Raw genomic sequence first — 24,204 nt, 5'->3', positions numbered from 1 at the left:
TATGTCCCTACCTATTGCCGTGGTTTACTCGGCCTCGCCAAAACGGTTGTTGATCAAATCTAAAATTGCCTGATGTGCAGCGACGTCATCTTCACCGTCGATAGTAAGTTGCAACGTCGTGTTTTGACCCGCCGCTAAAAGCATTACTGACATAATGCTCTTAGCATCAACCACCTGTTGGTCTTTTTGCAAAGTAATTTGGCTGCTGAAGCTGGCGGCGCAGTCGACAAGCTTCGCCGCAGCTCGGGCGTGCAGGCCAAGTCGATTAATAATGAGAACCGAGTCTTCAATCATGCGGTAACCATGGTTGAGAGTTCGCGATGACGTATTTGCACGCGTGGATATTCAGCTTTAAGAGCACGACAGATCGCTTCTGCAGTGTACACCGAGCGATGCTGCCCACCGGTACAACCAATTGCGATTGTCATATATGTGCGCTGGGATTTTTCATAGGCTGGTAGCCAACGCAGCAGCAGGTTTGTGATGTCATCCACAAATTCCTGAGTCTGCGGGTGGCCCTCGAGGAACTGTGCCACAGCAGTGTCCTGACCAGTCAGGGGGCGCAACTGACTCTCCCAATGTGGATTGGGCAGTAATCTGGCATCAAAGACTAGATCGGCATCAGAGGGCACGCCACGCTTAAAGCCAAAGGACTCCACTAACAGGGATAAACCTTGTTTGCTCGATGAGCCCAACCTTGTGGAAATCATAGCGCGCAGGTCGTACAACGTAAGGTCGCTAGTATCGATAATGAGGTCTGCATCCTGAGACAGACTGCTCAGTAGCTCGTGCTCCTTCGCTATAGCTTCTGGCAATGAGTATTGGTCACTGCTCAGCGGATGCCTGCGGCGAGTCTCACTGAATCGCTTGGTCAGTACCGCAGGCTTAGCATCAAGGAATATAATTTGACTGTTGATCGTCTGAGGGAGAGTTTCGATAACCTTTGTGATTTGCTGCAGGTCGTCAGCACTGTTACGAACATCGATACAAACGGCAATGCCTCGAAATGAACGATACTGCTCCCGCTCTAATTGCAGGGTAAGGGTGGGGAGTAGTGCTGCGGGCAGGTTGTCTACGCAGTAAAATCCCAAATCCTCAAGTTGATGCAGCGCGGTACTTTTTCCCGAGCCAGATCTGCCGCTGATAATGACGAGTTCCAATTCAGGCGGCCCTTGCTGTAATTGCAGTTTGCAGCAGGCTTGCCGAGCTAGAGGCTTTTCGCAAACCTTCGCAGTAAAGAGAATCTGAGAATCTGCGCGCGACTTCAGCGAGAAGGTCCAAATGCTCCTGGGTTGCGTCTGGCGGAACCAGTAAAACAAAGAGCAGGTCTACAGGTTTTCCGTCCGGCGCATCATAGTCAATGGGGGACGCTAAAGTGATCAAGCAGCCCAACGGTTTATCCAAGCCGTTGACGCGGCAGTGGGGTACTGCAACACCCGTACCCAGAGCAGTAGACCCCAACCGTTCACGTTCTAGCAGGCTCGCATAGACTGGCTCAACCTCCAGCGAAGCTTCGATATCTGCAACATGCTGCGCCACCAGCTCCAGCACTCGTTTCTTGCTGGTTGCATGAAGCTGGCAGAGAACACGCTGCGGATTTAACAAATTGTCCAGAGAGCTCATCCCCTAACGGCCTCGCTGCTTTTCCTTGTGTTTAATGATCTGCCGATCAAGCTTGTCGGCAAGGGCATCAATAGCTGAATACATGTCTTCATTCTCGGCGGAGGCAAACAGATCCGCGCCAGCTATGTGCAAATTTGCTTCGGCCTTGTGACTTGCTTTTTCGACCACCAGTGTGACCTCTACATTGGTAATGTGGTCTATGTGCCTTTGCAGTTTTTCGAATTTAGCGGCAACGTGGTCGCGTAGACCCTCAGTCACCTCTATGTGATGCCCACTTACAATCAATTGCATAGTTTTCACTCCCTACTCACTACCACTTCAATACTAAAATCTAGAGTAATCGCCGCCGCTCGTTAGAGGGTGGTATGTTGAGTTGCTCTCGATATTTAGCCACGGTTCTTCTTGCAACAATGATCCCTTGTTCTTCTAACAGCACACCAAGTTTATTGTCACTTAGTGGTTTTTTAGTGTCCTCACCATGCACGAGCTTTTTTATCAATGCTTTGATTGCCGTAGATGAGCGTTCGCCACCCTCTGTTGTAGCAACGTGACTGGAAAAGAAAAATTTAAGTTCGTAAATCCCCCTTGGGGTATGCATGTATTTACGTGTGGTGGCCCGAGAAACTGTGGATTCATGCATGCCGATTTGCTGTGCAATATCGGCCAAAATTAGGGGCTTCATCGCCTCCTCGCCCAACTCGAGAAACTCTCTTTGGTGTTCCACAATTTTACTGGCCACTTTCAAAAGTGTTTCGTTTCTATTGTGCAAGCTTGTCATAAAAAACTTTGCTTCTTGCAAATTTTCTCGGACATAACTCTTATCGCTGGCGGACCCCGGCTGTCCCAATAGCTCAGAGTAAATGGCATTGATACGAAGCTTTGGGGCAATGTCTGGATTGAGCTCTACTCGCCAGTGTTCATCTTTACGGATAACAAAAACGTCGGGAATGATGTACTCCGTCGTGCTGTCACCAACTGATGTTCCCGGTGTTGGGTCTAATGAACGTATAAGGTTCAGTGCGCCAATGACATCATCTGGGCTCGTTCTAAGCCGCCGTGCCAGTTGTCGAGGATCGGCAGTTGCTATGCTCTCAAGGTGACGATTGGCAATAGCGCCGGCGGTATTGCGGTGGGGAGTTTCCTCGTCCATTTGGCGTAGCTGGAGTAACAGGCACTCTCGTAAATCAGCGGCGAAGATGCCTGTCGGCTCAAAATGTTGCAGACGATGTAAGACAGCTAACACCTCATCGAGTTCAAGTTCAGGGTCCCGTAGCGCTTCAAGAATTTCTTCCGGTGTCTGGGTTAGACGACCGTTAGCGTCCACTGCGTCTATGAAGGCGGTTGCAATTAGATGGTCGGTTGCTGAGAACCGGGTGAGATTTAACTGCCAATGCAGTTGGTCGTGCAGGGTTTCAGGCTCTGCATCCCGGTCTGCAAACTGTCCCATGTCACCGTCAGGTAGTGAGGGCGGCGGTGCGGAGGAGGGCATGAGGTCTTCCCAGCGAGTATCAACCGGGAGCTCGTCTGCGCTATCGGGACCTGCGACCTGTGCAGTGAAGTCAACTTCACTTTGACCGTCCTGCCCACCGTCCAGCGTGTCGCCGTCTTCTTCCCGTTCGAGTAGCGGGTTTGATTCTAGGGTTTCTTCGATGGCTTGCTGCAAATCAAGGGTGCTTAGCTGCAATAACTTAATGGCCTGTTGAAGCTGAGGCGTCAACGCCAGCGATTGGCCCATTTTTAACTGCAGTGATTGCTTCATTACACCTCTTGGAAGCTAATAATCGTGATGCTTCCTTTAGTGTAGCGCTGCCTTGTGGTTTATCGCAACGGTTGGCGCATTACTTGCTTAGTTCTGCTTGAGCTTGGCTTTGAATTCCCCGCGCGGGGGAGGGATTAACACCTATCTTTCTAATCACAATTTACAGGGTAAAGTCGTTACCCAAGTACACGGCTTTAACTTTTTCATCAGCTAGAACCGTTTCGGGCTCTCCCGACGCAATCACATACCCTTCGCCGACAATGTAGGCGCGTTCGCAGATATCGAGCGTCTCTCGTACGTTGTGGTCTGTAATCAGAACACCAATACCCCGCTCTTTGAGTTGATTGATGATGCCCTTTATCTCATTGATTGAAATGGGGTCGACCCCAGCGAAGGGCTCATCGAGCAGCACGAAAGCTGGATCAAGCGCTAAAGCACGGGCTATTTCAACGCGTCGTCTTTCGCCACCAGATAATGCTTGTCCCAGTAAATGTTCTATGTGCCCGATACTGAATTCAGCAAGCAGGCCATCGCAAAGCTTATTTCGCTCTGCGCGATTGATATCCTTGCGCATTTCAAGAATGGATAGCAAATTGTCCCGCACCGACAAGCGCCTAAAAATAGACGCCTCTTGTGGCAGATAGCCAATGCCGGCTCGTGCACGCTGATGGATGGGCAGGGGGGTCAGGTCCTGATCGTCAAGGAATATACGGCCCTCGTCAGCCTTAACCAGTCCTAAAATCATATAAAAGCAGGTGGTTTTGCCGGCACCGTTAGGCCCGAGCAAGCCAATAATTTCTCCGGACCTGACTTCCAGAGAGACGTCTTTAACCACTTTCCTACCCTTGTATGCCTTGGCAAGGTTTCGAGCGGATAATGTTTTCTGCATGCCTAGGAGTCCGATTTCTTAGGGCGCTCCATAGCGCTGGGTGGAATAATCATTTCGACGCGCTGACCCGCTCCCTGGCCATCCGACGTTTCGCCTGTTGCGGTGACACGTTGCTGACTCAGTACGTAGTTAATTGTGGCTCCGGTAACAATGGCGCCATCCTGCTCGATTCGAGCATTTTCTGTCAGGGTTACTTTGTCACCTTTTTGATCGTAGGTGATGCGGTTGGCCGCCGCTTTAACGGGCTCTTTACCTTCTGCAGGGATTTGTTTCAGGGTCGCGGGTGTGCCTGTTGCAGTCACAAGGCCATCAGAATCCTGATGCTGATGAAGCGTCAGCAGATCCGCCTTGATATGCAAAGAGCCCTGTGTCAACTCCACAGCCCCCTCGTAACGTGTCTCGCCGGTTTGCTCATTACGCACGGCTGAATCCGCTGTAATTCTGATCGGCTGCTCGCGGTCAGTCGGTAAAGCCTGACTGACAGCTGCACCTAAACTCATCGATACCACTAGGAGTAAACGTGTCAGAGCTATGGTTCTAGTTCGCATAGCGAGTTTCAACCTCTTTCAGCAATGTTGCTTCACTGGATGTTAAATCGATGTCGAGCCCGGTACCCGTTGTGATGCTATTTAATGTTGTCAGCTGCACTTTGGCATCGGTGACCGCTCGATTTTCATCTAACAGAAGACGGATCCGGGATGTTGTCATATTTCCATCGCGCTCGAGCAAGTTTATTGCCACTCCCTCAGAGAGAAGAAGCTCTGCTATCCCCGGATGGTATTGACCGTTCGCGGCGGTCATCTGCCAGCGGTTGCCATTATCGTCAGCACTCAAAAAAATCAGATCTTCAGCATAGGTGACGGGGTCGTTGATGTAAGTAGTACCCGAACCAATTGTCAGATATTGAATGCGGGTCCCAGACGGGTCATAGCTCCAGCGCTCAGCACCTTCTAGATAACTATCAGCGATTGAGCTTGTGGTTACTGATGGTATTGGCAGAACCTCGTCACCACGGCCTAGTGTGATCCAAAAGAAGACGGCTATTGCCATCAGTAACAGCGAAGAGAAGGTGAGCTTCATATGTCGTAAGTCTTTAGCAAGGCCTGCCACTCTCCTCGCGCTCGAAGCAAGGTTTCAGCCCATTCCCGTACGGCCCCTTGGCCGCCTGAACTTGTTGTTACGTAGTCCGCAGCATCGCGCACCGCGCCAACGGCATCAGCCGGGCAGGCACCGTGTGCGACGGTCTTGATGGCAGCCAAATCTGGCAGATCGTCGCCCATATAGGCAGCTTCCTCCAGCGTACAGCCAACAAGCGCTGTCATTTCTTTCAGGGCGGTCAGTTTATCCTCACGGCCTTGAATGACATCGGTTATCCCAAGCTCAGAGGCCCGTCGCTCAACCATGGGCGATGCCCTGCCAGTAATCAGCGCGACTCTGAGTCCAGCTTTTTGCAGGAGCTTTATGCCCAAACCATCTTTGATGCAGAAAGATTTGTGCTCGAGGCCGTTGCTGTCGTAGGTGACTGCCCCGGTGGTCAGTACACCATCGACATCCATGGCGATTAATTTGAGTTTTGCGGCGACGGCATTGAGCTGAGTCATTAGTTGATACCTGCCTTGAGCAGGGCCATCAGATGAACAACCCCAGCGATTTGATCTTGTGTGTCGGTAATAACCAATGAGGAGATACGATTCTGCTCCATGATATGCATGGCTTCGGCGGCGAGATGTCCAGCTGGCAGCGTTTTCACCCCCGTAGACATCAGCTTGGTAATAGCCACGGCGTTAATGTCGGGTTGCTCCTCCAACGCGCGCCGTAAGTCTCCGTCTGTGAAGATACCTTTGAGGTGACCATTTTCTCCGACGATGGTCATGCCAAGTCCCTTTGCTGTGATCTCCATAAGAGCTTCTGCCAAGGTCGCAGTGGGTTCCACCAGGGGCATGTCTTTGCCAGTGGTCATAAGATCTTCCACGCTAAGAAGCAACCGCTTTCCTAATGCGCCGCCCGGGTGCGAAAACGCAAAATCCTCCTCGGTAAAGCCGCGGCTTTCCAGCAGTGCAATTGCTAATGCGTCGCCCATGGCAAGGGCAGCCGTTGTGCTTGACGTTGGGGCTAAATCTAAGGGGCAGGCCTCGGTATCTACACCTGCATCAATGTGGACGTCTGATGCTGCGGCAAGTGCTGATTCCGACTGCCCGGTCATGCTAATGAGCTTTACCCCAAGCCGCTTGAGGAGAGGCAATAAGGTTAAAATTTCCGGCGTTGTGCCGCTATTGGACAAGGCCAGCACGGTATCACGCTGCGTTATCATGCCCATATCACCGTGGGAGGCTTCCCCCGGGTGTACAAAAAACGCGGGGGTTCCTGTGCTGGCTAAGGTCGCTGCAATTTTGTGAGCAATATGCCCTGACTTCCCCATGCCAGTAACAATAACCCTACCTTGTGTATCGAGTACCAGTCGGCACGCAGCGGCGAAGGACATGCTCAGCCGGTCGGCCAGCTGCCCAACGGCTTGTCCTTCAAGCTGTAGTGTGCGTCGGCCCGAATTTAGCAGTGCCTCATCATTCAGCATCGTCGTTAAACCTTTTGAACGTCATAGTAAAGCCACAGGCAGTAAACCACATAAGAGCTCAGGAACAAGCAGCCAGCCAGGCGTCCCAGGTGTGCATGGTTTTTTCCACTGCGCCAGCCCAACCATGTGAGCACTGCAAGTCCGGCGGTTGTCGCGAAAACAGTCCCTAAGTCTCGTTGTAAATCAGCAACAGACAAACTCAGTGTTGAGAAGAACCCGGGTAGCGCGAGAACAATGAGCAAGTTGAACATATTGGATCCCACGACAGCGCCAATCGCAATATCGGCATGTCCTTTCACTGCGCTTACTATCGAAGCGGCCAACTCGGGCAGGCTGGTGCCCAGTGCGACAATAGTCAGGCCTATCACGAGCTCCGACACGCCAAATCCCTCAGCGATATTTACTGCCCCCCACACTAAAACTCGGGAGCTCATGATAAGAACGGCAAGGCCGAGAAAAAAAGCGCCTGTCGCTCGGGTCAGGGGTAGTTCTTCAACTTGCGAAGTGTCGTCATTGATACCTGGTTTGCGCAGATGCAAGGCGATGCGAACGAGGTATAAAAGTAAGGTGGCGAATAGTATTGACGCATCGAAAGCCGTCAAGTTGCCGTCTTGAAGTAACCAGCCACATAAAATGGTGATGGCAAGTAACAGCGGTAAATCGACAAACGCAGTGGTTCTACCCACTAAAATGGGTGAAATGATCAAGGTGACGCCTAATACTAATCCAACATTGGCTATATTCGAGCCCAGAGCGTTGCCCACGGCCAATCCTCCAGCTCCCGCGGCGGCTGCCGTGGCAGACACAAGGATTTCAGGGGCTGAGGTTCCCAACGATACGATTGTCATACCAATGATTAAGGGTGGCATTCCCACGCGCTGGGCGATTGCGGCTGCGCCGCGAATAAACAATTCGGCGCTCCAAACGAGGGTGGCGACCCCTGCGGCAAGGGCAACAAAATTTAAAAGCATACAGCTCCTTCATGTGGCACGGGGTGACGCACCCGGGGTACAGGTATCTCATACGCAAAGCACGCAGATCGGTTATGATGCTGCGCACTGCGGTGTGTCCCCGTTCACCGAGGGACAACAACGTATTGTATCCTAATGATCAAGAACGACGGAGGCCTTGATGGTCAACAGTGCACTCTTCGGCAGCACTATGAAAGGTTTGGTAACAGCTTTTGTAATTTGCACGCATCTCGTCTTTGCCAATCTAGCAGTTGCTCAGGACGATACCGCGAAATCAGGCCCGCGCGAGGTGGTTGCAGCGGCGACCGACAACATCATGACGCTTGCAAGAGAGGCGCCCGAGTATTTTGATACTGACCCAGAGCGATACACCAGTGCGGTCGGGGAGGAGCTTGATCGCGTCGTAGACTTTCGCGGTTTCGCTCGAGGTGTCATGGGACGCTATGCCAGCAAGGATCGCTACAAAAGCTTGGATGAGGTAGGTAAAAACCAGTTGCGAGCACAGCTGGAGGAATTTACCGACGTACTGCGCGCCGGCATGGTCAATACCTACAGCCGGGGCTTACTTGCCTTTGGGGGTTCCCGGGTAGAGCTTGGTGAAGTGGATATGGCGCCAGGCAGTACGCGGGTTGCGTCTGTCACTCAGAGAGTTTTTGGTGATGATGGCAAAATTTACACGGTTAAGTACCAGATGGGGCAGTACCGTGATGGAAGTTGGAAGCTTCGCAACCTGATTATTGAAAATATCAATTTGGGCGAGATATACCGGGGCCAGTTTGAGGCTGCAGTGCTCGAGGCAGACGGTAATGTGGGCTCAGTAATCGAAAATTGGGATGACAATCGAGTGAAATCCCCCTCAACGGAGAAATAATGTGGACGTCAGTGAAGTGCGAGATTTAGTGTTGGCGGCATTCCCAGAGTCCGAAGTAGACGTTGAGTTAGCCGGCGGACACTACACGGTAAGCGTAATTTCTGAGGCTTTTGCTGGAGTCCGTTCGGTCGCAAGGCAGCAGCGTGTTTACGCGCCGCTCGCATCGGCTATCGCTGCAGGCCACATGCACGCGGTAAACATTCGCGCTATGACCCCTGCTGAAGCGGCGGGTTGAGCATAGGGCGTGGATAATTTGCTCATAAAAGGCGGTCGGACGCTGTCTGGTCAGCTGAGAGTTTCTGGCGCAAAAAATGCCGCGTTGCCGATACTAGCGGCAACGTTATTAACCGATGCCAAAACAACCATCAGAAACCTGCCGCACCTGCACGACATTACCACCATGGTTGAGTTGCTTGGCAGCCTAGGTGCTGATCTCATGATTGATGAGAAGCTTGGCATTGAAGTAGACGGCAGTACCATTAACACCTTGCAGGCGCCTTACGAGTTAGTAAAGACCATGCGGGCTTCCATTTTGGTCTTGGGGCCGTTGCTCGCGCGTTTTGGCGAGGCGGAGGTCTCGTTTCCTGGAGGTTGTGCCATTGGGTCTCGCCCGGTGGACCTCCACCTTAAAGGTCTCGAGGCGATGGGTGCCGAGATCTGTGTTGAAGGGGGTTACATCAAGGCGCGGAGCGCCGGGCGCCTCAAGGGCGCTGACATCACGCTAGAGACAGTAACGGTGGGTGGAACTGAAAACCTGTTGATGGCGGCAACCTTGGCGGAGGGCAAAACCGTGCTGCGCAATGCCGCCCGGGAGCCCGAGGTTGTCGACTTGGCCCAGTGTCTGTGCGCAATGGGGGCCCAGATCTCGGGCATAGGGACATCAACCTTGGAGATTGACGGTATGGCCGCACTGCATGGCGCTGACTACACCGTCATGTCTGACCGGATCGAAGCTGGCACTTATTTGGTCGCCGTCGCTGCGACGGGAGGTAAGGTTCGGCTCGAAGGGGCCATACCCCATCATCTTGATATTGTGTTGGAAAAGCTTCGCGAGGCCTCGGCCACTATTCGAACTGGAGATGATTGGATCGAGCTCGATATGCAGGGGCGTAAGCCCAAAGCCGTTGCCATTACCACGGCACCTTACCCGGGTTTTCCCACCGATATGCAGGCTCAGTTTACGGCACTCAATACGGTTGCAGAAGGTGTGGGGCGGGTAACGGAAACCGTCTTTGAAAACCGCTTGATACAAACTCATGAAATGAACCGAATGGGGGCTAAGATCAGTATCGAAGGCAACACCGCACTCATTGTCGGTCAGCAGTGTCTCAAGGGTGCTCCGGTTATGGCGTCAGATCTGCGTGCATCAGCAAGCCTGGTCATTGCAGGGCTCGTTGCCGAGGGACAAACCAGAGTTGATCGCATCTATCACATCGATCGCGGCTACGAGTGTATCGAGGAGAAATTACAATCCTTGGGCGCAGATATTCGGCGTCAGCCCGGTTAAATTCAAGGCGTCTCGGAACGGTCATGACACAAAAATTAACGATTGCACTCACCAAGGGGCGAATTTTGCAGCAGACATTGCCGCTGCTGCAGGCCGCTGGCCTTTCACCTGTTGAAGATATTGAAAGTAGCCGTAAGCTTATTTTCGACACCCAGCATTCCCAAGTGCGGCTGGTTATCCTGCGTGGCTCCGACGTGCCGACCTACGTGCGTCATGGCGCCGCTGATGTCGGTGTGGTGGGCAAAGATATGCTGCTCGAATTTGGTGCGGACGGTCTTTACGAACCGCTAGACCTAGGGATCGCTCGCTGTCGCTTAATGACGGCTGGATTTTCGGGGAAAGAAACCGCTAGGACACGGATTCGTGTGGCCAGTAAGTTCGTCAATATCGCCAAGCAGTATTACTCCAGCAAAGGCATTCAGGCGGACATCATTAAACTCTATGGAGCCATGGAGTTGGCGCCACTCATGGATCTCGCGGACGAGATCGTCGACATCGTTGATACAGGAAATACGTTGCGTGCCAATGGTATGACGCCCCTTGAACATATTGCCGACGTCAGTACTCGGTTGGTAGTCAACAAAGCCGCTATGCGAACGCGCCATCAGTTGATCCAAGAAGTGATTGAGGCCCTCGCGCAAGCTGTAGGCCAGGATGGGTCCGCATGAGCAATCTCTTGCGCCGATTTGATGCTGCTTCCGATTCGTTTCAGGCAGATCTGACAGCATTGACAGCCCGGCATGATGAACGTGACAGTGAGCTGACGAGTCGCGTGGCAACCATCGTTGCGGCTGTTCGTGAAGGAGGTGACGCGGCGTTACTTGAGCTGACGCAAGAGCTTGATCAACATCCGGGCGTGTCAATCACTGATTTGTTGGTTGAGCCGCCACAGATGCAAGCGGCATTGGATGCTCTAGATACAGAGACTCGAGGGGCCCTAGAGACTGCGGCGGAGAGAATTCGTGATTACCACCAGCACCAAGTGGGTGAGAGCTGGTCCTTCGAAGATGCGTTGGGTAATCGCCTAGGCCAACAAGTGACTCCCATGGCCAGAGTAGGTATTTACGTTCCCGGCGGTAAAGCAAGTTATCCATCGTCGGTTTTGATGAACGCTATTCCGGCAAAGGTTGCGGGGGTTGCTGAAGTTGTCATGATGGTCCCTGCGCCTCTCGGTGTGATAAACCCGCTGGTGCTGGCTGCGGCCGCTTTAGCGGGTGTCGATCGTATTTTTACAGCTGGGGGGGCTCAGGCCATTGCGGCTTTGGCCTTTGGGACCGAAACAGTGCCAGGTGTCGATAAAATTGTGGGCCCCGGTAACCGGTATGTGGCTGAGGCCAAGCGGCAGGTTTTCGGTGTCGTTGGAATCGACATGGTGGCAGGGCCCTCAGAAGTTCTCATTATTGCGGATGGCACCGCCCCCGCAACATGGATGGCCATGGATTTGTTCTCCCAAGCTGAACATGATGAACAGGCGCAAGCGATTCTGATTTGTCCAGATAGTGCGTATCTCGATGCTGTGGAAGCAGCCATGGAAGAACTTTTGGGCACTATGGCGCGTGAGAATATTATCCGTGCTGCGTTAGCGAATCGCGGTGCGTTGATTAAAGTGGATAACCTTGACGAAGCGATTGCGTTGAGCAACAGGTTAGCGCCTGAACATTTACAGCTGGCTTTTGAAGATGCGGAGGCGCGAGTCTCGGAATTAACCGTTGCGGGCGCTATCTTTGTGGGTCAATTAAGCTGTGAGTCCCTCGGTGATTATTGCGCGGGCCCCAATCATGTGCTGCCGACTTCCAGCACTGCGCGATTCTCCTCGCCCTTAGGTGTGTACGATTTCCAAAAACGCAGCTCGATTATTCACTGTTCCACAGACGGCGCGATGGCGTTAGCCGAAGTTGCCTCGGTGCTCGCACGAGGTGAGTCCCTCGAGGCTCACGCCCGCAGCGCGGAGTTGCGCTTATCAAACCCCGAGGCTTAGCCCTCGGGTCGAGTTCCAACAACCGCTTGCAGCTGAACCAGTGACCGCTCACGACCCCGGGCAACCTCAATGTCAACGACCTCCCCGGGTCTAAGGCGGGCGATTTGATGCATAGTAATTCGCCCATCGTTCACTGTGTTGCCATTAATAGCATTAATGACGTCTCCCAATCGCAATCCAGCACGTGCAGCTGGGCCATCTTCAGCGAGTCCAGAAATCATTAATACTTGCTGCTGCACGCTGGTTTCTTGGGTCTGCAGCAGCTCTACACTAACGCCCAGCCACCCGCGCACGACCGTGCCGTAGTTCACTAGGTCTTTCATGACAAAGTTCGCCAAATTGACCGGAGTCGCCAGATTAATCCCAATGGCGGCATGATCAGCGCCGTCGCCGCTAGCGGTATAAATAAGGGTGTTGATGCCCAATAGTTTTCCGGATGCATCGATCAAAGCGCCGCCAGAGCTGCCTAGCAGACTGCTGGCGTCGGTTTGGATGTAGTCCTCGTAGTCTGACGCTTGAAGTCCGTAGCGACTTAATCCAGAAATAATTCCCTGACTGACAGAGTGACCAAAGCCATAGGGGTTGCCAATCGCAAGGACTACATCACCAACCTTGGCATCATTAGAGTTGGCTAGGGTGATGGGGGTCAACCCCGGAAGATCAATTTGGAGTACGGCGAGATCAGTGGCGGGATCAGCACCTATGACCGTTGCCGTTGCTGATCGCCCGTCGTGGAGCAGCACCTGAATGGCATCGGCATCTGCAATGACATGGTCATTGGTAATTATGTGTCCCTCGGGGGTGAGGATAACTCCCGATCCCAGCGAGCGTTCGACCTGCTGGCGGCGCCCTGAATTGCCTAGAAAGCGGCGTAGCAGCGGGTCGTTCAAACGTTGGTTGCGGCCTGAATCAACCAGCTTGGCGGTATAAATATTGACGACCGAAGGTGTCGCCAAGGCAACGGCGTCACTGTAGCTGGTTCGGACCTGATTGCGATCTCGCCCCATAGGTTCCGGTAAAACCCATTGGTCTAAAATAATGGCTGCCGCTAGTATCCCTGTTAATGTCGGCCAAAAAAGGCTCGATAAAAACTCTCTCACTGTTTTATTCCTCGCATCACGATGATTGTAAAACAGACTGGGCCGGTTATCTTGTTTGATATCGAATCATTTGACGGGAGTTTTCATGGGAACATCGCGGCAGGAAATGCGGGTAGCGCTAGACGCACTACTAGAGCCCCAGCGTTTTAAGGATTTTGCGCCCAACGGATTGCAGGTAGAAGGTCGAGAAAAGATTGAAACCGTAGTTTCTGGCGTCACAGCAAGTCAGGCCTTACTTGACGCGGCCGTTGCCCTCGAAGCCGATGCGATACTTGTGCATCATGGATATTTCTGGCGGTCTGAAGACCCTTGTTTGGTGGGTATGAAGGGGCGCCGGGTGCGCACATTAATGCAAGCGGGAATTAATTTGTTCGCTTATCACTTGCCCTTGGACTGTCACCCCGAGTTGGGCAATAACGCGGGATTGGGGAGGGCCTTGGGCGTGGCCCAATTTGCACCATTGTCACCTCAGGAACCGACGATACCTGTTTTTTTTGGTGAGTTGCCCATGCAGACGCCGCTGAACACGGTTGCTGAGCGCTTATCAAAACAGCTTGGGCGTCCGTTACTGTCAGAGGGCAATCGTCCGGTTCAGCGGATTGCGTGGTGCACGGGCGGGGGCCAAGGCTATATCGACCAAGCCGCTGATGCCGGCGCTGATCTTTTCGTGACCGGTGAAGTGTCAGAGCAAACGATTCATATTGCCCGAGAGCGAGATGTCGGTTTCATAGCCGCGGGCCATCACGCTACTGAACGTTTTGGCGTGCAAAGCGTAGGTCACTGGCTTAGCCAAGAACTGGGTGTGGAGCACCAATTTGTCGACGACGACAATCCTGCGTAAAGTTAAGCAGAGCGATCTATTCGATCGGGCTCCATGAGACGGTCAATCTCCTCGCTGGCTGGCTTATCAAGTCCAAAGGTTTCAGACAGCTGCCCTTTTTCACTGGGGCTCTTCCTTGGGGCGTAATCGAGGGGGGGCAATACATCGACCAAGTTACTGGGTATTTCCTGACTGCCAGCGTTTGCTCCAAGGAGCGTGCTTGCGTTGGGTATTTCTATGTCGCCATCGCACAGACTGTCCGCCCCGGCGGCTAGGTGGGTATAAACTTCCCGGTAGTCTTCGGTCATTCGGCCCAGCAGACGCGCGGTCTTGGCAAAATGCTCAGCAACGTCGGATTCATAGTCTGCGCGACTCTCAAGAGCGCGCTCTAAGCGCGCCTCTAGGTCTATAATAACGTCGCGCTTGCTCTTTTTGCGTATGCCCAACAACCAGCCACAAGCTAGGCCGACGCCGACTCCTAGTAGCGCTGTCGCGATGAGTATGACTCCGGACGGCATAAAAAACTCCATTTCGCCTGTCGATACGTAAGTAGGTGCTAGTGTACAACGCTTCCGTCGCGACACATAACTTTACAGGGTTCCTACCGTACCATGCAGCACTTTTCACCGAAGCAGCGCTACGAACAAGACCTTGCCAAACCTGGGTTTCAGCCCGATCTGGCTCAGGCACAGGCCGTTGATAAGCTTCAGGGGCTTTATGATCGCCTTATTGCACAGGAAGCCAAGCCGCGCGGGGTTGCTGCGCGATTGCGTCGGGTTTTTGGTGAAAAAAGTACCCCCGAGCAGGGTTTGTATTTTTGGGGCGGCGTCGGGCGCGGTAAAACTTACCTTGTTGATGTTTTTTATGAGAGCTTGCCGTTTGATGCCAAGCTAAGGGTGCATTTTCATCGCTTTATGCAGCGTGTTCACCAAGAGCTCACAGTCCTTGCCGGGGAAAAAAACCCGTTAGAGCGAGTGGCTGCTGGGATTGCATCTGAGGCCCGAGTGATTTGTTTTGACGAGTTCTTCGTGAGTGATATTGCTGACGCCATGATTTTGGCTGGACTGATGACGGCCCTTTTTCAGCGCGGGGTGACACTGGTGGCCACTTCAAATATTGAGCCCTGTGACCTGTACAAAGATGGACTGCAGAGGGCGAGGTTCTTGCCTGCTATTAAGCTCATCGAAACTTACACCGACGTTGTCAATGTGGATTCGGGAGTCGATTACCGGTTACGCACTCTCGAGCAGGTGGAGTTATGGCACACGCCGCTTAATGTTGAGTCTGAATTGGCGTTGACGGGGGACTTCGAGGCCTTAGCTGTCGGCATGGCTCCAACGTCGGTGATCCTTGAGATTAACAACCGCAGCATTACAACTCGGGCAATGGTCGAGGGTATGGCCATCATTGATTTTCATGAGCTTTGCCACCAGCCTAGGAGTTCCAGCGACTTTATAGAGCTCGCCCGGATTTTTCACACGGTTTTGGTGCCGGGAATCGAGGTGATGCGCAGCCATCAAGAGGATGTTGCGAGACGTTTTGTGAATATGGTGGATGAGTTTTACGATCGTGGGGTAAAGCTCATCGTCACTGCCGAAACCGCGGCTGAGTCGCTTTATGACGGTAATTTGCTGGCTTTTGAATTCCGTAGGACCCTGTCCAGGCTGCAGGAAATGCAGTCTCGAGAGTATCTGGCTCGGGAGCACAAGCCGTAATGGGCTCGGTTGGACTTATTTCGGGAGTTAGTAGCAATTGAATCGACTAATAACTGCTTGAAAGCGTGGCCACCGTCCAGTATCATCCGCGCTCCCTTGAATTTGCCCCTTGAGGCGTCACAAATGAAAACATACAGCGCCAAAGCTAGCGATGTGCAGCACGACTGGTTTGTTGTCGACGCAGAGGACAAGACGCTTGGACGTCTTGCCACTGAAATTGCACACCGTTTGCGCGGTAAGCATAAGCCTGAATTTACTCCCCACATGGACATGGGTGATTACATCGTGGTTGTAAACTGCGAGAAGATCAAAGTAACGGGTAATAAGCAGACCGATAAAATGTACCATCATCACTCAGGCTACCCGGGTGGTATCAAGTCCTACAGCTTTGAAAAGCTGATTGACCGCGCTCCAGAGCGTGTACTCCAGCGGGCTGTAAAGGGCATGTTGCCCAAAAACCCACTGGGGCGCGCCATGTTCCGCAAACTCAAAGTCTACTCGGGCTCTGAGCATCCGCACGTCGCTCAGCAACCACAAGCCCTGGCGCTTTAGAGGAAATTAGTATGTCTACGGCACAGTATTACGGCACAGGCCGACGCAAAACCTCGACCGCGCGAGTATTCCTTCGCACGGGTACCGGCAACATCCAAATCAACGGTCGCACGATCGATGAATATTTTGGCCGTGAGGTCGCACGAATGATCGTGCGTCAACCTCTGGAGTTGACCCAGCTCAATGACCGCTTTGACGCCTATGTCACCGTAAGCGGCGGCGGCAGTTTTGGTCAGGCGGGGGCTATTAGGCATGGCCTCACCCGAGCACTCATGGATTACGATGAGTCGTTGCGAGGCGCACTGCGCGCAGAGGGTTTTGTGACTCGAGACGCACGGGAAGTCGAGCGGAAGAAAGTGGGTTTGCGGAAGGCGCGTCGTCGTCCTCAGTTCTCCAAGCGCTAAAATTGGCCAAGAACCTCTATAGAGAGGTTTTTTGGGGTAGATTCCGGCGTAAATCTGTCGCTTATTTGTCTACGTAATTAAATTCGGAATGCAGTTATGCGGTGCCGTCGCTTGCCGCGCACTCAGCAGAGCACTAACATTCCCGCGCAAGAAATTCCATGTCTCTACTAGCGCCACATCGCGGTAGAGGTTGCCTCAATGTCGGAGAGGGTTCTCATGAGCGAAGTGCAATCTAGCCAAAATGATACGGCTCAGCCGGACGCAAAAAGTCAGACCCGACGGCGGTTCCTCACCGCCGCAACATCGGTTGTCGGAGTCGCTGGCGTCGTGGGTGTGGCTACACCCTTTATGGGGTCGTGGAACCCTTCAGAGAAAGCAAAGGCTGCGGGGGCACCTGTTAAGGCTGACATCGGCAAGCTAGAGCCCGGCCAGATGGTGGTCGTTGAGTGGCGTGGCAAGCCGGTTTATGTACTTCATCGTACTGGCAGTCAGCTAGACGATCTCCCTAAATTAGACAGTATTCTCAAAGACCCCGGTTCAGAGGGTTCAGACCAGCCCGGCTACGTTGCCAGTGAGGGTCGTTCAATAAGGCCAGAACTTTTTGTGGCGGTAGGTTTGTGCACTCACTTGGGCTGTGCGCCCAAGTTTCGCCCGGAAGTAGGCGCGGCTGACCTTGGCGGTGATGAGTGGTTGGGCGGGTTCTTTTGCCCCTGCCATGGTTCAAAATTTGATTTGGCGGGACGTGTTTTTCAGGGAGTGCCTGCCTCTGCAAACTTGGTGGTTCCTCCCTATAGCTTTGAGGGCGATAACGTCCTTGTAATCGGTGTGGATGCGGAGGCTGCCTAATGGAAAAAGCGTTGAGTTCTTTTGTTGGATGGATTGATGCACGCCTGCCGGTTACCAGAGCGTGGAATACTCACATGGGCGAGTACTACGCCCCCAAAAATTTCAATCTCTGGTACTTTTTCGGAGTTTTTTCATTGTTGGTGTTGGTCAACCAGTTACTAACTGGAATTTGGCTGACCATGAACTACACACCATCTGCCGAGGAAGCTTTTTCATCGGTTGAGTACATTATGCGCGACGTCGATTACGGCTGGTTGCTGCGTTACATGCACTCTACCGGCGCATCGGCGTTTTTTATCGTCGTCTACCTTCACATGTTCCGCGCCCTGATCTATGGGTCGTACAAGAAGCCTCGAGAGTTGTTGTGGGTCTTCGGCATGATGATCTTTATCGTTCTCATGGCTGAAGCATTTGTGGGTTACGTGTTGCCTTGGGGCCAAATGTCGTATTGGGGCGCTCAGGTCATCATTTCGCTATTTGGTGCGATTCCAGTGGTGGGAGAGGACATCGTGACCTGGATTCGCGGAGACTATTTGCTCTCGGGTATTACGCTGAACCGTTTCTTTGCGTTGCACGTGGTGGCTTTGCCCATAGTGTTGCTTGCGCTAGTGGTATTGCACATTCTCGCGCTACACGAAGTAGGTTCCAATAACCCCGATGGCGTAGAAATTAAGAAAAAGAAAGACGCGAACGGTATTCCGCTTGATGGCATCCGATTCCACCCTTATTACTCGGTCCACGATATTCAGGGCATTGCGGTCTTCTTATTTTTCTTCTGCGCCATTCTGTTTTTTGCTCCTGAAATGGGCGGGTTCTTTCTTGAGTTTGCCAACTTTGAGCAGGCTAACGGACTGAAAACCCCTGAGCATATTGCACCCGTTTGGTATTTCACACCGTTCTACTCTGTGTTGCGTGCTGTACCCGACAAGTTTTGGGGATTTGTATTCTTTGCGGCGTCAGTGGCAATTCCCTTTGCACTCCCTTGGCTGGATCGGTGCGAGGTTAAATCATGGCGTTACCGGGGCATGATCAACCGCGTGATGCTGCTGCTATTTGTCGTATGTTTCTTGATCTTGGGTGTTTTGGGGGTGAAGGCCCCGACCCCTGAGCGGACGTTTTTAGCGCAGATCTGCACTATTTTTTACTTTGCATTCTTCCTGGCGATGCCAATATGGTCGAAGATGGACAAAGTTAAGCCGGTCCCGGACCGGGTGACTATGGACGGTGGCATAGGTGTAGTGCGCAGTTTAGGAATCCTCGCACTGATGGGGGCGCTCACGGTAATTCCGTTAAAGGTAGTGGGTGCAGAAACGGGGTTCGATTGTGGGACAATTCCTTGCGACCACATCGAGACAAATGCTGCTGACAAACCGTCGCTTCAACGTGGCGCAGCGCTCTACACCAACTATTGCATGGGGTGCCATTCACTACAGTACTCCCGCCATAATCGGGTTGCCAGAGATCTGGGCATTCCAGAGGACCTCTACAAAGCCAACCTGATGTTCGACCCCGAGACAAAAATCGGTGCCCTAATGGATAATTCCATGGATAAGGGCAATGCCAAAAAATGGTTTGGAGCGACACCTCCGGATTTAACCTTGGTGTCTCGGGCAAGGCAGCCAGAGTGGCTTTACACCTACCTACGTACGTTCTACAAGGACGACTCTCGGCCCTATGGCGTCAACAACAAGGTTTACCCTAAAGTCGGTATGCCCCATGTACTTATGGAGCTTCAGGGGATGCCCGAGTGTGCGGCAGGCCCAGACTTAGAGCACGGCCAGATGGACCCACTGACTGGGGATGCTATGATGGCGGCGCCCTGCGGCCGGCTTGAAATCGCGGCTGCTGGTATCATGAGCGGGGAAGAGTACGATTCGGCAATTTACGACCTTGTTAATTTTCTGGCGTATACGGCGGAGCCTATCAAGCTGCAGCGGCAGCAGATGGGTATAAAGGTTTTACTGTTCCTTGCTATTTTCTTTGTATTCGCCTGGCTCTTGAGTCGCGAATATTGGAAGGACGTCCACTAACGTCCCACCTGACATGCGCGGCAGCTGCTTGAACAGCACTGCCGTTATTGTTGCTTACAACCCGGAGTTTACGAATGAAACTGTCTGACGACGCCTCTGCGGTAGTGTCCAAGCGCTCTTCCATGACGCTGTTTTCGGATAGTACTAACCACTATAGCCACCGAGTGCGCATTGTACTTGCAGAGAAAGGCGTAACAGTCGATCTCATAGAATCTGATTCGGGTATTGCACCCGCTGAGTTGGCTGATGTAAATCCTTACAACACGATGCCGACGTTAGTAGACCGTGACTTGGTTCTTTACGAGTCAAAGGTCATGATGGAATACCTTGATGAGCGGTTTCCGCATCCGCCATTGTTGCCTGTGTACCCCGTAGCCAGAGCTGAAAGCCGCTTACTCATGTATCGAATAGAACGTGATTGGTGCAGTTTGGTGGACGCCATTCAAAACTCACGTTCTGACAATGTGGTCACGAAATCTGCAAAGGAGCTGCGCGATGGCTTAATGGCGATAGCGCCTATTTTTGCGGAGAAACCTTACTTTATGAGCGAAGAGTTTACCCTTGTCGACTGCTGCATTGCGCCTATCCTCTGGCGTTTGCCGTCTCTGGGCGTCGATATTCGGCCCGGTAAGCAGTCTAAGCCCCTATTGGCTTATATGGACAGCTTGTTCCGCAGGGAATCTTTTCAGGAAAGTCTGACCGTCCATGAGCGAGAAATGCGCCTCTAGTCGAGTAGCACCTCTGTGAACTCTAGCAGGCCATACATTATCCGCGCCATTTACGAATGGATCGTAGATAACGAGTGTACGCCGCACCTCTTAGTCGATGCCACCGGAGCCGGGGTCTTCGTCCCTGAAAGCTACGTAAGCGACGGGCAAATCGTACTGAATATTTCACCTTCCGCCGTGGTGTCCTTGCAGATGGGCAATGACACTGTCGCCTTTAATGGCCGATTTGGGGGGCAACCTCAGGATGTGGAGGTGCCCATTGCCGCTATCTTAGGTATTTATGCCCGCGAGAATGGGCAGGGCATGGTATTCGATAGCCCCATGGAGCCCGATCCAGATCCTGAGCCGCCTTACATTGGCGACCCTTCGTCGTCTGAGCGCGGTCACCGCCCAGCACTGAAGATTGTGAAATAAAAAATCAGAAAGCGCGGGGGCAGGGGGCAGGTACGCAAGATCTCCGTGAGCGTTAGCTTTGTTAAATCAGTTCGAAGAGGCGTACAACCCGCGCTACTCCGTCAACGTCGGCAGCTGCCGCCGCTGTACGATTAGCCTCCTCTGTTGATAGCAGCCCCATTAGATAGACCACGCTGTTTTCGGTAACCACTTTTACTCGCAATGAGGGTACTTCGGAGTCCGTGAGCAAGGCGGTTTTTACTTTCGTCGTGAGCCAGACGTCATTAGCCTCAGTGCCGCTTGAAGACTTTGGCCCTATTGCCAGTTCGTTGTAAATTCGCCTCACGCCTTCTATCTGACGAACGACGTTCGCGGCTTGATCTTTAAGGCTTTGGTTAGGAACTTCTCCGGCAATTAAGACATAGCCGTTGTAGGACACAACAAGAAATCCCAAGTCGTCGAAATCAGAGTTGGTTGCCCTAATATTGACGACGGCTTTTGTTTCTATACTTTCATCTAAAACTTGCTCCGCTAAACTGCGTTCCCCGGGTTCATCTTCGATACTGTTGCTTTCGAAGGTCGCGAGAACTGTCCCGCAGCCGGTCAGACATGCGATTAATAAAATGATAAAAAACCTTTTGAAGAAAGGGCTCATGTCGCGTCCTCTAGAGTGCCAAATAGGGATATATCGATCAATTTTGCGAGACATATGGAACAGCATTGGGACAGTGCCAGCGCCGTTGCGCGGTCTGCTCCTGGAAATGCCAGGCTAGGCCCTGTTCCTTGCGCGCCGACCCACACGGACGTCAGGTCACGTTTTACAATCGCCGAAGAGAGAAATTCCAGATCGACTTGATTGAGTGATGTGGCAAAAAGAATGACTAAATCTCCGGGTTGTCCTAAGGCCGTCAGTTGTTGAGTCAACCAGCCCACTCCCGGATCGAGGCTCGTGATGTGTCGGCTAGTGAGCTCTATCGCCGGTATTGCCGGCCGCTCTCTGTAGAGTCCTTGCTGTAACAATTCTGACAGCAGACCAGCACCGGCTGCATCGGGACCGACACCGCACACAATAAGTTTTTTCTCGCTGATAACCGTCTGAGTTGCAAGGTTAGCTGCACTTCCCGTGACGTCCGCAATGTCGTCCACAGACAAACTTAGCTGCTCTATATAACCGCGGAAAAAAGTTGAGATGTCATCGTAGGGAATCATAGCCAGATTGCTACCCGTTTAGTTAGACGCATCGAAAGCCTGCTGAATCCATTGCGCCTGTCGATTTTTGCTCGACGTATCGTAAGCGACGACATCGAATCTGATGGGGCGGTCCTGCAGAGCTGGCATACGTTGTATCACTATACTGGCTGTGCGAATAAGGCGCTGCTGCTTGTGGTAATTGATTGTGCCAGCGGCAGTTTGAAATCGTTTGTGTTTGCGGGCCCGCACCTCGACAAAAACGACCGTCGCGCCCTGCTGCATAATAATGTCTATCTCGCCATACTTGCAGCATACATTGCGCGCCAGAGTTGTCAGGCCTTGAGCTATCAAGTAGCGCTCCGCGCAATCTTCTGCTTTTTTGCCAATTTGCTGGTTCACATCTGTAACTGTTTATCACGATTTACAGGGTTAGCGTATCGGCAAGGCTTTAAGTTTGCCGCCATCGAAAGCAACTGAATTAAGCTCTCTCTCGATTTCGCCGTTAGGCAGCCGCTTAAGAAGCCCTGTCCTTCCTTGAAATACAGTAGCTTCAGTGGCCTCGGCTTGCTGCCAGTGGTCAACCATGGCAACGGCGTCGAAACCTAAAGCTTGTAGTCGCGTGTAGCGATCTACTTTTAAAGCCTGTAGTACCGCTGGAGTTTCTACCAGAATGAGATCGTTGAGGTCTTGATTTTGGCCATGGTCGTGACCGCTGTAAACGGCTGAAGAGCTGTATACGGGCACGTCGCCACTATAGTGATAGATCAGCAGAGGACGGAGACGGCGAGCTTCGGCGGGGTCCGCTGCCAGCAAAAAAACAACATCGAAGTCTTGGCGCCGTCGTGGTCGGGATGCAACGGGGGCGTCAAAGGCGGCCTCCATCATCTCTATTCTGCGTTCTGATGGCACTGAGCCGGCGCTGCTACCTATTTGTTCTGAGGCCGCTGTGGTGGTGTCGAGGGTCAGTGTGTTGGCCGTGACGCCCCCAATGCCCCTCCAAACCTGATTTAAAGCGACTTCCATTCGCCGACCCCATTCGCTGTCGGGGCGAATGACTAGTGCTCTTCTTTGCCCTCTACCAAATGCGAGGCGAGCTATTTGGCGGGCCTCATCTTCGGGGGCCAAGCTCATAGCGCTCCAGTTGGATATGCCCGTGCTCGCGTAAACTTCAGGTCGGTTGAGGGCGATTACTGGGGTTGGCCGTTCTTTAAGGCTCTCGAGGGTTTGTGCCTCTGATTTAATGAGTGGACCAATGATGAGGTCAGCGCCTCCTGTCAGGGCTTCACGGTACGCTGATACGGCGCTGGGCCGCAGTTCGGTATCAATGGTAAATAGCCTTGGGCGCTTCTCAGGGTCCGGAAACCTTCGGTATAAACCTTCCGTTATGCCTTCAAGCACGGCGCTCCCAGCGGACTTTAGTCGCCCTGATAATGGCAGAAGCACGCCAATATTCTCGGGGGGCTGTGCATCCAGCCAAGTCGCTAAAGCCGCAGGAAGGGGATTGGTTGCGGTGTGGCCCGGGTGAGAAGCAAGCCAGTTGTAGGTGGCATTTCGACCTGACCGGTAAGCCTGCAGTAAAGTTAGCCAGCCACGCCAGTCTGGGTCATCGGCCATGGCTGCGGCGCGTCCTAACTGTCCATCATCAAGATGCATGAGTAGCGTCCACAATCGATCACCAGGGGTTGCGACCGAATTGGAGAGATCAGAGCTGTTTGGTGTTCCCTGAGTGGACTTCATGACTAGTTTGATTCGAAAGTGTGCCAACCGCGCTGCGTCAAGCCATCGACCTTGAATGCGGGCCCTTTCTTCGACGGTAGATAAAACAAAAAGTTGACCTTCGATGCTCGAAGTTTTAGCGCCCTTCATCAGGCGTTGTGCAACTTCGATATCGCCATTGAACCAAGCGATATCGGCGTCGATGATGCTGGCAGTTGTTGCGTCAATACCTTTGATCAGAAACGCGTCTCTGAGAATGCGCCCTGCGACGACACCTTCGGTGAGGACCCTTTCTCGCACGGCACTGATCGCAGCAAAATCTAGCTGTTGGTCTGGGGCGGCAGGTAGGGGCGCGGGCATTTCTTTTTGCCCGAGATTTTCCAAGGAGATTTTGGGTAACGATTGCTCCGGAGCGTTGGTCGTTTGACAGCCTGCCATCAAGCTACCTAACAGTAGGAGCAAGAAAGTGTCTCTAATGAGCAGACGAAGGGTAGGTAGATTTGCGATCATGGCGCAGAGTATAGAACGGAGTCGCCCTC

30 protein-coding genes are annotated in these 24,204 nt (G+C 52.7%); 13 read left to right on the top strand and 17 right to left on the bottom strand.

Annotated features, from left to right (window positions below):
• Nucleotides 1-24: 24 nt before the first annotated feature.
• The 11 genes from ACMAZB_RS11935 to ACMAZB_RS11885 all read right to left on the bottom strand — a co-directional run bounded on the left by ACMAZB_RS11935 (nucleotide 25) and on the right by ACMAZB_RS11885 (nucleotide 7,814).
• Nucleotides 25-294: an HPr family phosphocarrier protein gene (locus ACMAZB_RS11935; protein WP_435217452.1), complete on the bottom strand. Its 270-nt coding sequence runs from the start codon at nucleotides 292-294 to the stop codon at nucleotides 25-27.
• Nucleotides 291-1,160 (bottom strand): RNase adapter RapZ, encoded by an 870-nt coding sequence (rapZ, locus tag ACMAZB_RS11930; RefSeq protein WP_435217450.1) that lies wholly within the window; start codon nucleotides 1,158-1,160, stop codon nucleotides 291-293. Before rapZ ends, ACMAZB_RS11935 begins: the two co-directional genes overlap by 4 nt.
• A gap of 1 nt (nucleotide 1,161) precedes the next feature.
• Nucleotides 1,162-1,623 carry a PTS sugar transporter subunit IIA gene (locus ACMAZB_RS11925; RefSeq protein ID WP_435217448.1) on the bottom strand — a complete coding sequence of 154 codons (462 nt, stop codon included), beginning with the start codon at nucleotides 1,621-1,623 and terminating at the stop codon, nucleotides 1,162-1,164.
• Nucleotides 1,624-1,626: 3 nt separating this feature from the next.
• Nucleotides 1,627-1,914: a ribosome hibernation-promoting factor, HPF/YfiA family gene (hpf, locus tag ACMAZB_RS11920; protein ID WP_435217446.1), complete on the bottom strand. Its 288-nt coding sequence runs from the start codon at nucleotides 1,912-1,914 to the stop codon at nucleotides 1,627-1,629.
• Between the two features lie 40 nt (nucleotides 1,915-1,954).
• Nucleotides 1,955-3,382 (bottom strand): RNA polymerase factor sigma-54, encoded by a 1,428-nt coding sequence (locus tag ACMAZB_RS11915; RefSeq protein WP_435217444.1) that lies wholly within the window; start codon nucleotides 3,380-3,382, stop codon nucleotides 1,955-1,957.
• A 160-nt stretch (nucleotides 3,383-3,542) separates the two neighbouring features.
• Nucleotides 3,543-4,271, bottom strand: coding sequence for an LPS export ABC transporter ATP-binding protein (gene lptB / locus ACMAZB_RS11910; RefSeq protein WP_435217442.1), 729 nt, complete (start codon nucleotides 4,269-4,271; stop codon nucleotides 3,543-3,545).
• A gap of 2 nt (nucleotides 4,272-4,273) precedes the next feature.
• Entirely contained in the window at nucleotides 4,274-4,819 is a 546-nt protein-coding gene (lptA, locus tag ACMAZB_RS11905) for a lipopolysaccharide transport periplasmic protein LptA (RefSeq protein ID WP_435217440.1), read from the bottom strand.
• Nucleotides 4,809-5,351 carry an LPS export ABC transporter periplasmic protein LptC gene (gene lptC / locus ACMAZB_RS11900; protein WP_435217438.1) on the bottom strand — a complete coding sequence of 181 codons (543 nt, stop codon included), beginning with the start codon at nucleotides 5,349-5,351 and terminating at the stop codon, nucleotides 4,809-4,811. Before lptC ends, lptA begins: the two co-directional genes overlap by 11 nt.
• The gene (locus ACMAZB_RS11895) at nucleotides 5,348-5,872 is read right to left on the bottom strand and encodes a KdsC family phosphatase (protein WP_435217436.1); all 525 of its coding nucleotides are present in this window, start codon (nucleotides 5,870-5,872) and stop codon (nucleotides 5,348-5,350) included. The genes lptC and ACMAZB_RS11895 overlap by 4 nt, the downstream gene beginning before the upstream one ends.
• The gene (locus ACMAZB_RS11890; protein WP_435217434.1) at nucleotides 5,872-6,843 is read right to left on the bottom strand and encodes a KpsF/GutQ family sugar-phosphate isomerase; all 972 of its coding nucleotides are present in this window, start codon (nucleotides 6,841-6,843) and stop codon (nucleotides 5,872-5,874) included. Before ACMAZB_RS11890 ends, ACMAZB_RS11895 begins: the two co-directional genes overlap by 1 nt.
• Nucleotides 6,844-6,848: 5 nt before the next feature.
• Nucleotides 6,849-7,814: a calcium/sodium antiporter gene (locus ACMAZB_RS11885; RefSeq protein WP_435217432.1), complete on the bottom strand. Its 966-nt coding sequence runs from the start codon at nucleotides 7,812-7,814 to the stop codon at nucleotides 6,849-6,851.
• Nucleotides 7,815-7,974: 160 nt separating this feature from the next.
• Here ACMAZB_RS11885 and ACMAZB_RS11880 point away from each other — a divergent pair, with 160 nt between their 5' ends.
• From ACMAZB_RS11880 to hisD, 5 genes are read left to right on the top strand one after another with little or no spacing between them, the layout of a single operon-like run.
• Nucleotides 7,975-8,685, top strand: a complete 711-nt coding sequence (locus ACMAZB_RS11880) for an MlaC/ttg2D family ABC transporter substrate-binding protein (RefSeq protein WP_435217430.1) — start codon at nucleotides 7,975-7,977, stop codon at nucleotides 8,683-8,685.
• A gap of 1 nt (nucleotide 8,686) precedes the next feature.
• A complete protein-coding gene (locus ACMAZB_RS11875) occupies nucleotides 8,687-8,920 on the top strand; it encodes a BolA family protein (RefSeq protein WP_435212113.1) in 234 nt (77 codons plus the stop codon).
• A gap of 9 nt (nucleotides 8,921-8,929) precedes the next feature.
• A complete protein-coding gene (murA, locus tag ACMAZB_RS11870; RefSeq protein ID WP_435212111.1) occupies nucleotides 8,930-10,192 on the top strand; it encodes a UDP-N-acetylglucosamine 1-carboxyvinyltransferase in 1,263 nt (420 codons plus the stop codon).
• 23 nt (nucleotides 10,193-10,215) lie between these two features.
• The gene (gene hisG / locus ACMAZB_RS11865; RefSeq protein WP_435217428.1) at nucleotides 10,216-10,860 is read left to right on the top strand and encodes an ATP phosphoribosyltransferase; all 645 of its coding nucleotides are present in this window, start codon (nucleotides 10,216-10,218) and stop codon (nucleotides 10,858-10,860) included.
• Nucleotides 10,857-12,170: a histidinol dehydrogenase gene (hisD, locus tag ACMAZB_RS11860; protein WP_435217426.1), complete on the top strand. Its 1,314-nt coding sequence runs from the start codon at nucleotides 10,857-10,859 to the stop codon at nucleotides 12,168-12,170. The genes hisG and hisD overlap by 4 nt, the downstream gene beginning before the upstream one ends.
• Here hisD and ACMAZB_RS11855 read toward each other — a convergent pair.
• Nucleotides 12,167-13,270 (bottom strand): S1C family serine protease, encoded by a 1,104-nt coding sequence (locus ACMAZB_RS11855; protein WP_435217424.1) that lies wholly within the window; start codon nucleotides 13,268-13,270, stop codon nucleotides 12,167-12,169. The genes hisD and ACMAZB_RS11855 overlap by 4 nt on opposite strands.
• Before the next feature lie 85 nt (nucleotides 13,271-13,355).
• On the opposite strand from ACMAZB_RS11855, the gene ACMAZB_RS11850 reads away from it, so the two are divergent.
• Entirely contained in the window at nucleotides 13,356-14,111 is a 756-nt protein-coding gene (locus ACMAZB_RS11850; RefSeq protein ID WP_435217422.1) for a Nif3-like dinuclear metal center hexameric protein, read from the top strand.
• A gap of 2 nt (nucleotides 14,112-14,113) precedes the next feature.
• On the opposite strand, the gene ACMAZB_RS11845 is transcribed toward ACMAZB_RS11850, so the two are convergent.
• Nucleotides 14,114-14,608 carry a YhcB family protein gene (locus ACMAZB_RS11845; RefSeq protein WP_435212102.1) on the bottom strand — a complete coding sequence of 165 codons (495 nt, stop codon included), beginning with the start codon at nucleotides 14,606-14,608 and terminating at the stop codon, nucleotides 14,114-14,116.
• A 93-nt stretch (nucleotides 14,609-14,701) separates the two neighbouring features.
• On the opposite strand from ACMAZB_RS11845, the gene zapE reads away from it, so the two are divergent.
• The 7 genes from zapE (at nucleotide 14,702) to ACMAZB_RS11810 (ending at nucleotide 20,779) form a co-directional block, all read left to right on the top strand.
• Nucleotides 14,702-15,805 (top strand): cell division protein ZapE, encoded by a 1,104-nt coding sequence (gene zapE, locus ACMAZB_RS11840; protein WP_435217420.1) that lies wholly within the window; start codon nucleotides 14,702-14,704, stop codon nucleotides 15,803-15,805.
• A 123-nt stretch (nucleotides 15,806-15,928) separates the two neighbouring features.
• Nucleotides 15,929-16,357, top strand: coding sequence for a 50S ribosomal protein L13 (gene rplM / locus ACMAZB_RS11835; protein WP_435212098.1), 429 nt, complete (start codon nucleotides 15,929-15,931; stop codon nucleotides 16,355-16,357).
• 11 nt (nucleotides 16,358-16,368) lie between these two features.
• Nucleotides 16,369-16,761, top strand: coding sequence for a 30S ribosomal protein S9 (gene rpsI / locus ACMAZB_RS11830; protein WP_435212096.1), 393 nt, complete (start codon nucleotides 16,369-16,371; stop codon nucleotides 16,759-16,761).
• Between the two features lie 216 nt (nucleotides 16,762-16,977).
• Nucleotides 16,978-17,607 (top strand): ubiquinol-cytochrome c reductase iron-sulfur subunit, encoded by a 630-nt coding sequence (gene petA, locus ACMAZB_RS11825; RefSeq protein ID WP_435217418.1) that lies wholly within the window; start codon nucleotides 16,978-16,980, stop codon nucleotides 17,605-17,607.
• Nucleotides 17,607-19,637 carry a ubiquinol-cytochrome c reductase gene (locus tag ACMAZB_RS11820; protein ID WP_435217416.1) on the top strand — a complete coding sequence of 677 codons (2,031 nt, stop codon included), beginning with the start codon at nucleotides 17,607-17,609 and terminating at the stop codon, nucleotides 19,635-19,637. The genes petA and ACMAZB_RS11820 overlap by 1 nt, the downstream gene beginning before the upstream one ends.
• A gap of 74 nt (nucleotides 19,638-19,711) precedes the next feature.
• The gene (locus ACMAZB_RS11815; RefSeq protein WP_435212091.1) at nucleotides 19,712-20,365 is read left to right on the top strand and encodes a glutathione S-transferase N-terminal domain-containing protein; all 654 of its coding nucleotides are present in this window, start codon (nucleotides 19,712-19,714) and stop codon (nucleotides 20,363-20,365) included.
• 15 nt (nucleotides 20,366-20,380) lie between these two features.
• A complete protein-coding gene (locus tag ACMAZB_RS11810; RefSeq protein WP_435217414.1) occupies nucleotides 20,381-20,779 on the top strand; it encodes a ClpXP protease specificity-enhancing factor in 399 nt (132 codons plus the stop codon).
• A gap of 61 nt (nucleotides 20,780-20,840) precedes the next feature.
• Here the strand turns inward: ACMAZB_RS11810 and ACMAZB_RS11805 are convergent, their stop codons facing one another.
• From ACMAZB_RS11805 to ACMAZB_RS11790, 4 genes are read right to left on the bottom strand one after another with little or no spacing between them, the layout of a single operon-like run.
• Nucleotides 20,841-21,413, bottom strand: coding sequence for a BON domain-containing protein (locus ACMAZB_RS11805; RefSeq protein ID WP_435217413.1), 573 nt, complete (start codon nucleotides 21,411-21,413; stop codon nucleotides 20,841-20,843).
• Nucleotides 21,410-21,967, bottom strand: coding sequence for a hypothetical protein (locus tag ACMAZB_RS11800; RefSeq protein WP_435217411.1), 558 nt, complete (start codon nucleotides 21,965-21,967; stop codon nucleotides 21,410-21,412). Before ACMAZB_RS11800 ends, ACMAZB_RS11805 begins: the two co-directional genes overlap by 4 nt.
• An 18-nt stretch (nucleotides 21,968-21,985) precedes the next feature.
• Nucleotides 21,986-22,348 carry a YraN family protein gene (locus ACMAZB_RS11795; protein ID WP_435217409.1) on the bottom strand — a complete coding sequence of 121 codons (363 nt, stop codon included), beginning with the start codon at nucleotides 22,346-22,348 and terminating at the stop codon, nucleotides 21,986-21,988.
• Nucleotides 22,349-22,378: 30 nt separating this feature from the next.
• Entirely contained in the window at nucleotides 22,379-24,103 is a 1,725-nt protein-coding gene (locus tag ACMAZB_RS11790; protein WP_435217408.1) for a penicillin-binding protein activator, read from the bottom strand.
• Nucleotides 24,104-24,204 lie beyond the last annotated feature (101 nt).

Source organism: Luminiphilus sp. nBUS_07 (genome assembly GCF_051201685.1).
Lineage (GTDB): Bacteria > Pseudomonadota > Gammaproteobacteria > Pseudomonadales > Halieaceae > Luminiphilus.
Note: the sequence above shows the minus strand (reverse complement) of the source record. Positions and strands in the feature narration are given on the sequence as shown.

Bases quoted from the DNA above. Each gene is read 5' to 3' on its own strand.
- ACMAZB_RS11935 (WP_435217452.1), bottom strand. From the start codon at position 294: ATGATTGAAGACTCGGTTCTCATTATTAATCGACTTGGCCTGCACGCC.
- ACMAZB_RS11925 (WP_435217448.1), bottom strand. From the start codon at position 1,623: ATGAGCTCTCTGGACAATTTGTTAAATCCGCAGCGTGTTCTCTGCCAG.
- hpf (WP_435217446.1), bottom strand. From the start codon at position 1,914: ATGCAATTGATTGTAAGTGGGCATCACATAGAGGTGACTGAGGGTCTA.
- ACMAZB_RS11915 (WP_435217444.1), bottom strand. From the start codon at position 3,382: ATGAAGCAATCACTGCAGTTAAAAATGGGCCAATCGCTGGCGTTGACG.
- lptB (WP_435217442.1), bottom strand. From the start codon at position 4,271: ATGCAGAAAACATTATCCGCTCGAAACCTTGCCAAGGCATACAAGGGT.
- lptA (WP_435217440.1), bottom strand. From the start codon at position 4,819: ATGCGAACTAGAACCATAGCTCTGACACGTTTACTCCTAGTGGTATCG.
- lptC (WP_435217438.1), bottom strand. From the start codon at position 5,351: ATGAAGCTCACCTTCTCTTCGCTGTTACTGATGGCAATAGCCGTCTTC.
- ACMAZB_RS11895 (WP_435217436.1), bottom strand. From the start codon at position 5,872: ATGACTCAGCTCAATGCCGTCGCCGCAAAACTCAAATTAATCGCCATG.
- ACMAZB_RS11890 (WP_435217434.1), bottom strand. From the start codon at position 6,843: ATGCTGAATGATGAGGCACTGCTAAATTCGGGCCGACGCACACTACAG.
- ACMAZB_RS11885 (WP_435217432.1), bottom strand. From the start codon at position 7,814: ATGCTTTTAAATTTTGTTGCCCTTGCCGCAGGGGTCGCCACCCTCGTT.
- ACMAZB_RS11880 (WP_435217430.1), top strand. From the start codon at position 7,975: ATGGTCAACAGTGCACTCTTCGGCAGCACTATGAAAGGTTTGGTAACA.
- hisG (WP_435217428.1), top strand. From the start codon at position 10,216: ATGACACAAAAATTAACGATTGCACTCACCAAGGGGCGAATTTTGCAG.
- hisD (WP_435217426.1), top strand. From the start codon at position 10,857: ATGAGCAATCTCTTGCGCCGATTTGATGCTGCTTCCGATTCGTTTCAG.
- ACMAZB_RS11850 (WP_435217422.1), top strand. From the start codon at position 13,356: ATGGGAACATCGCGGCAGGAAATGCGGGTAGCGCTAGACGCACTACTA.
- ACMAZB_RS11845 (WP_435212102.1), bottom strand. From the start codon at position 14,608: ATGCCGTCCGGAGTCATACTCATCGCGACAGCGCTACTAGGAGTCGGC.
- zapE (WP_435217420.1), top strand. From the start codon at position 14,702: ATGCAGCACTTTTCACCGAAGCAGCGCTACGAACAAGACCTTGCCAAA.
- rplM (WP_435212098.1), top strand. From the start codon at position 15,929: ATGAAAACATACAGCGCCAAAGCTAGCGATGTGCAGCACGACTGGTTT.
- rpsI (WP_435212096.1), top strand. From the start codon at position 16,369: ATGTCTACGGCACAGTATTACGGCACAGGCCGACGCAAAACCTCGACC.
- petA (WP_435217418.1), top strand. From the start codon at position 16,978: ATGAGCGAAGTGCAATCTAGCCAAAATGATACGGCTCAGCCGGACGCA.
- ACMAZB_RS11820 (WP_435217416.1), top strand. From the start codon at position 17,607: ATGGAAAAAGCGTTGAGTTCTTTTGTTGGATGGATTGATGCACGCCTG.
- ACMAZB_RS11815 (WP_435212091.1), top strand. From the start codon at position 19,712: ATGAAACTGTCTGACGACGCCTCTGCGGTAGTGTCCAAGCGCTCTTCC.
- ACMAZB_RS11805 (WP_435217413.1), bottom strand. From the start codon at position 21,413: ATGAGCCCTTTCTTCAAAAGGTTTTTTATCATTTTATTAATCGCATGT.
- ACMAZB_RS11800 (WP_435217411.1), bottom strand. From the start codon at position 21,967: ATGATTCCCTACGATGACATCTCAACTTTTTTCCGCGGTTATATAGAG.
- ACMAZB_RS11790 (WP_435217408.1), bottom strand. From the start codon at position 24,103: ATGGCAGGCTGTCAAACGACCAACGCTCCGGAGCAATCGTTACCCAAA.